This is a genomic window from Tenacibaculum geojense (genome assembly GCF_042676005.1).
Lineage (GTDB): Bacteria > Bacteroidota > Bacteroidia > Flavobacteriales > Flavobacteriaceae > Polaribacter > Polaribacter geojense.
Genome location: NZ_JBHTJR010000053.1, coordinates 1 through 4,518 on the forward strand (window position 1 = coordinate 1; position 4,518 = coordinate 4,518).

A 4,518-nucleotide genomic window follows, 5' to 3' on the forward strand; every position below is an offset into this window, starting at 1 on the left:
GCCGATGGTACTGCCACTGGTGGGAGAGTAGGTCATCGCCTTTCTTTTTAATCGAAACCTCATACATTTTTGTATGAGGTTTTTTTTGTTATCTATTTGTTTACATAAGTTCAGGTACTCCTTCCCCTGAATCTTTATATAGGTCAATACTAAGCTACATTAATACCATATATACCTAGGTTTACGGATACTACCTACTAATCCTTGTTATACCATTAAAGAATAAATAGAATATAAAAATTACAATATCAACCAATAATAGTAGCTCTGAAATAATATAGAGATAGATAAACAAATAAAACCGATACTTTAAGTATCAGTTTTATTTGTTTATCTATCTCTTTTAGATCTCCCTTTTTGTTCAGGTTGTAAATAGTATTCTTTTTTGTATTCTTTATATTTTTTAATTTTTCTATTTTTTGGCTTCTTTCTTTTTATGATTTTATTTTTACCTACTCTAGCATTTAGAGCAGCTCTGTAATAAAAGTAATCATTATCCTCTCTAAATTGTCGATAGTTGTTTCTAAAATCTTCTCTGTAAAAATACCTATCATCATAATCATAAATAGGGCCTATATTAACATCAATATTAAAATATGATTCATTATATCTTTCTTTAACATATCCTCTATAGTTAGGATATCCCCATTTATCATAATTTATAAACAAGTTTCCTATTTTAGATAAGTTACCATATCTATATTTCATATATACTGATCCAATCCTTTTAACGTTACCTCTTCGGTCGTAATTAATGAATACATTACCAACTCTTCTAACTCTACCATTATAATCTCTTTCTATTCTTATACCACTAGAATATCTTCTATTGTATCGATTGTTTCTATAATGAGTATCAAAATCAAAGTCCCCGTTTAAAAAAACATGAAATTCAATTCCTCTTTCTATGAAGGTAACTGCATCGTTATATCGATAGTTAACCCCAATTTTGCTTTTAGTTGTTTTAGCTTCTACTGATGCTAATGTTAAAACACTTAATAATAAAAATAGTATCCCTTTTCTCATGATTGCTAATTTTAGGGTTATGCTTACTCTATATGCTTTTCGGCTTCCGCATTTGATTACATACATTCAAACTACGTGCCAAAAAATAATATTAATTATTATATAGTTGTAAATATCACTAAATCATATACTTATTTTTTGTTTTATATCATTAATTACATATAATTATTTATTGATGTAAAAATTTATATATTTATACGACTTAGCCTTAAACCTTTACTATGATAGATGCCATAGAGACGAACTTAAAACGTGGAATTAGACTTTTAGAAAGTATTTCTGATGAAGAGTATAGTGATTGTTCAATTCCTCCTTATTATTCGAGTATAGGCAATAATATGAGACATGTTTTAGATGTTTTTGATTGTATTTTTAAAGGATATGAAAATAATTGCATCGACTTTTCTTGTAGAGATAGAAATGAACAGGCGCAGATGTATACTGAACATGGTATACAATATTTTAATTCTGTTATAAATAAACTGAAATTACTTAAGAAATCTGACTTTAATGTGTTAATAACAGTTACAGATGATTTAGGTTTGGGTAAGGTATCCACACAATATACATTGGGTAGTGCATTAGCTCAAGCTCACAGCCATGCAATTCACCATTACGCTAGTATTGGTTTTATAATTAATCAATTAGGAATTGAATTACCGGATAATGATTTTGGTTATAATCCAACAACTCCAAAAGTAAATAAATAGTTTATAATTATCTATTTACATATACCCAACCTCTTCTTTCATTACTTAACGTATCATTACCGTATTGTAAAATGTAAAAATAGGTTCCCACAGGTAATGCATCTTGTGCAGAAATTGTTAATCTTCCTTCAGATAAACCTTTCCAATCATTTTGATAATCATCAGTTTCATAAACAGGAATACCCCATCTATTAAATATTGATAATCGAGTAGTGTCGTATTGTTCAAGTCCCTCAAATACCAATTCATCATTTAATCCATCACCATTGGGTGATATTAAATAATTATCATTAGAAAATGTTCCTGAAGCAAATTCAGATCCAATAGTTATTACTGTATAATTGTTAGGAATAAATGTATTAGATGTTATTTGGCCTTCATTTAAATCTCCAGTAACGGCAGAATTTCCCAAGTTTACCCATTGATTGTCAGTTTCACTCCATCCAACTACAGTTAAAAACTCAATATTATTAGTTAATGTATTAATATTACTATAAGAATCCCAAGTTAGTGTAACGGTTGTTTCTGTATCTCCATCTAAATCCCAAAATTCTTCTTGACTTATATTTTCAAGAAAAACCTGTCTCTGATTCGTTAAAAACTGATCTGCAAATGTTGTTGGATTTTCAGGGTTTTCATAAAAGTATGCACCTTTAAAGATGTTAGATTTTCCATTGTTTGAGTTAATAATCATTGGTCTTAATCTATCATCATCACCAATAGGAAATCTAAACACTTCCGAACCTATTACTGAAGTATATCCATCTGTATATCTAAAATCATCTTCTCCAACATAAAAGTCATGATTAATAAAATCTAAAGAAATTTCTGGGTTATTTCTTGGAGTTATAATTTTTCCGTTAAAAAAAGTAAATTCATTTTTAACACCTAAAGAAACTAGTAACTGTAGATGAGTAGCAGCATCAACCTCTACAATGTTAAATATTGGCCTGTTTGTACCAGAGATAGTTAAAATGTTATCGCTATAAAAACCAGTAAAACCAAGATTAGAGTCGAATGTTCCATTGTTAACCACATTGGTATGAAAACCTATGCTTGCGTTGTCATGCATTTGTACATTTCCGTTATTTTGAAATGCCACTTGTGCATTAACTACTAAAGCAACAGTTAATAAGTATGTGGTTAATAATGATTTCATTTTATCTGTATGCTGTATATAATACTACTACCGATTCAGATTGTACATCATTTGGTTGTACATTTTGAATTGGATTTCCGCTATTAGCAGTTACTGAACCGTTTGTATATGTAACATTTAAAGAAAAGCCATCTGCATTAAAAGCAGCAAGATTAGCAGTAATACTACCTAGAAAATTACCATTTTGATCAGAATAACGTAAACCTATACAACTAGAAGATGATGCAAATCTCGAAATGTCATTAATAGAGTTTCCAGAGCCTCCAACATATATAACTTGTTGTGTAATACTTCCTCCATTATTTCTTGCAAAACCATTCATACTACCATATGAATTTGATATACCTCGAGCATTGTTACCAACACCATTATCTGAATTAATATCTAAACTTTCAACATTCGCATGAGCCACAAAGGTTATTTGAGACGGTTGAAAAGGTAAACCTGTAATGTTTTGAGTTCCTGCTGTTGAAATTATAAAAAAACCTGTATATACATTTGCTGAGCTTTGGGTACTTTCAGAAATAAGTTGCCAATTATTACCTTCACTTTGTAGCCAAATAGTAGAATTGTTGTTTATAGAATTGGTTACTACATTTTGCTGGTTTAAAAAATTAGAAGAAGTCACATTTGTTCCTGAGACGTTTTTTATAACATAAATTCTTCCATTACAGGTGTTTGCATTTGGTAAAATAATATTTCTGTTTGTAGAAAGTATTACTGTATGATGATCTTCAGTTAAATTGAAAGCACCAGCACCTGAATTAACATTTACTAAAGATTTTGAAACAGAACCTTCCACTTGTAATGTTGAATTAGCAACGTTATATGTTGTTTGAGGATCGTTATAGTCAGAATCTACAGCTACATTATTCGTATTAATGTTTATACCAAACCTAGTTTTTGCGTTTTCTGTATTATTACTCCCTTGAACTCTAAAAAATTCTTTATGAAATCCACCGCTTCTGTAATCATATCTTTTAAAAATTATTGGTTCATTACCGTCATCACCAATAATAAATTCTAATCTTCCATCATTATCAGGTCCTGCTGAACCTATTTCAAATAAATCAGTAACACCTGTACTACCTTTTAATCTGAAGTTACCATTTTGTGTGGTAAAAAACATAGGTTTGTAAAATGAAGCACCATCAGCTCTAAATTGAAGCGCAGAAGTACCCGTTGCATTATCTCCAGTAAGATAAACAAGATATTGATTAATATTTGTATAATCTGGATATGCTTGATCTAACCCTAATGTTTGTCTTCTACCAAATTCTAATATAGGAGTGTTGTTAGATCTAATTTGCATTCTCACATCATCAATTGTACCTAGAAAATTAGTATTATTTGAACCTGTGTTACCATTTAAAAGCCAGTTATTAGAAATATCGCTAATGCTTAACCATGCACTATCATCCCATATTCTTACAGTAGTAGGAGATGTACTAGTATCAAACCAAACATCACCTTCGATAGGACCAGTAGGAGCTGTTGCACTGGTTGTAACAGTATTTTCAACAGTGTTAGGCACATCAATAGTAAAATTAGGGTATGTTCCCCCTACAGTTACATTACCATTACCACCATCAGCAATAGTTACAGTTTGATCAGGAGCTGAGT

At 30.1% G+C, this 4,518-nt stretch carries 4 protein-coding genes; 1 reads left to right on the forward strand and 3 read right to left on the reverse strand.

The annotated features are described in order from the left end of the window. Positions 1–330: 330 nt before the first annotated feature. Positions 331–1,026: a hypothetical protein gene (locus ACFQ1U_RS12460; RefSeq protein WP_386108873.1), complete on the reverse strand. Its 696-nt coding sequence runs from the start codon at positions 1,024–1,026 to the stop codon at positions 331–333. A gap of 221 nt (positions 1,027–1,247) precedes the next feature. Here ACFQ1U_RS12460 and ACFQ1U_RS12465 point away from each other — a divergent pair, with 221 nt between their 5' ends. Further along, positions 1,248–1,736 carry a DinB family protein gene (locus ACFQ1U_RS12465; protein ID WP_386108875.1) on the forward strand — a complete coding sequence of 163 codons (489 nt, stop codon included), beginning with the start codon at positions 1,248–1,250 and terminating at the stop codon, positions 1,734–1,736. A 7-nt stretch (positions 1,737–1,743) separates the two neighbouring features. Here ACFQ1U_RS12465 and ACFQ1U_RS12470 read toward each other — a convergent pair whose 3' ends face one another. Together ACFQ1U_RS12470 and ACFQ1U_RS12475 are read right to left on the reverse strand one after the other, a co-directional pair. Continuing rightward, a complete protein-coding gene (locus ACFQ1U_RS12470) occupies positions 1,744–2,895 on the reverse strand; it encodes a gliding motility-associated C-terminal domain-containing protein (protein ID WP_386108877.1) in 1,152 nt (383 codons plus the stop codon). 1 nt (position 2,896) lies between these two features. Further along, the coding region (locus tag ACFQ1U_RS12475) for a hypothetical protein (RefSeq protein ID WP_386108879.1) at positions 2,897–4,518 on the reverse strand (1,622 nt) is incomplete at its 5' end.

Coding starts and splice junctions, on each gene's coding strand:
- ACFQ1U_RS12460 (WP_386108873.1), bottom strand. CDS start 1,026: ATGAGAAAAGGGATACTATTTTTATTATTAAGTGTTTTAACATTAGCA.
- ACFQ1U_RS12465 (WP_386108875.1), top strand. CDS start 1,248: ATGATAGATGCCATAGAGACGAACTTAAAACGTGGAATTAGACTTTTA.
- ACFQ1U_RS12470 (WP_386108877.1), bottom strand. CDS start 2,895: ATGAAATCATTATTAACCACATACTTATTAACTGTTGCTTTAGTAGTT.